General features: G+C 46.8%; 1 pseudogene. It reads left to right on the top strand.

Annotation, left to right across the window (positions count from 1 at the left end):
* Positions 1-608: 608 nt before the first annotated feature.
* A pseudogene (locus tag QUA00_RS36650) lies at positions 609-1524 on the top strand (reverse transcriptase domain-containing protein); the annotation flags it as partial.

Genomic DNA, 1524 nt, shown 5'->3' with positions numbered 1-1524 from the left:
GAGTTCGCACTTTAATCCCTTGTTAGATGACAACTTATTCGTCTTGTGGGTGAGAACACTGTTCAAGTCCCATCCCGCAGGTGCAGCGGTGAAAGCATCACCCCTACGGTAGCGACTAGCCATCAATCCGTAAAGCGGGGTGAAAAGGCGGTAACTGGAAAACCTATTCTAGAATCCCGTCGAGCAGGAGTTTATGGGTAGCGAAAGCAAAAGTACATCCGAACCATCGTGAGCGATAACCAGCGAAACAGGTTGACACGCGCTTGAGTCCCAAAAGGGCAAGGATGGGTAATAAAGGGACTCTACCTTCAATTTACCGCAGGGTTGGCGATTGTTTGCTTGACCAACTAAGCACTCTGTAATAAACCCGGTGGAAAGTACCACCCTAAAAGCTCTAAACAAAGACGAACAGGAACGAAATAACCTACCGTTTGCTCTCTGGAAAAGTCGATTTTCAGAGTAGGTGCTAACCGGATGCAACGGCAAGGAGAGATTGGGTCAAAAGCGAAAGCTCCCCTGTAACGAGGGAGATATGCAGACAGACCCACGGTGTCTCGGAAGATAGAGCCTCCAGTAGCAATGTAAAAGTCATGAGCACGGTAAAACCGATGTATGAATGGAACAAGACCCCCTGGCGAAAGCTGGAAAAAGTCGTGTTCAAGTTGCAGAAAAGAATCTATCAAGCCGCCAATCGTGGTGATATTAAGGCACTTCGCAGACTCCAAAAGTTGTTGATGAAGTCCTGGGCTGCAAAATGCTTAGCGGTTCGTAGGGTTACTCAGGATAACAAAGGAAAAAAGACGGCAGGTGTGGATGGTGTCAAATCACTAACCCCAAAGCAACGCCTTGACCTAATAGGAAATATAAACCTGAGTTCAAAGGTCAGCCCAACCAGGCGAGTATGGATTCCCAAGCCTGGTACAGAAGAGAAGCGACCTTTAGGAATCCCGACAATGAAAGACCGGGCATTGCAGGCGCTTGTTAAACTGGCACGCTTAACCAGAATGGGAAGCGCGATTTGAACCGAACCAATATGGGTTCAGACCTGGACGCTCGTGCCAAGATGCTATCGGGGCAATATTTAATGCGATTAGGTATAAGCAAAAATATGTGCTAGATGCCGACATCGCCAAATGCTTCGACAAAATCGACCATGAAGCACTGCTTAAAAAATTAAATACATTCCCGCTTTTGCGCCGCCAAATCAGGGCATGGCTCAGAGCGGGGGTGATGGACCCACAGCAGTTGTTTCCCACACTTGAGGGTACGCCCCAGGGTGGAGTCATTTCTCCACTACTGGCTAATATAGCTCTCCACGGGATGGAACATCGAATTAAGGAATTTGCCAAAACCTTGGACATTAAAAAGTCAACAGGAAAAGGACAAATAAGCTGGCAACAGAAATGTAAAAGCATATCCTTAATAAGATACGCCGATGACTTCGTAATTCTCGCGCGTGATTTAACCGTTGTTCAAAAGTGTAAAGAGATAATCTCTGAATGGTTAAAAGGCATGGGTTTGGAG

The organism is Microcoleus sp. T2B6, assembly GCF_036700475.1.
Lineage (GTDB): Bacteria > Cyanobacteriota > Cyanobacteriia > Cyanobacteriales > Microcoleaceae > Microcoleus.
Note: the sequence above shows the minus strand (reverse complement) of the source record. Positions and strands in the feature narration are given on the sequence as shown.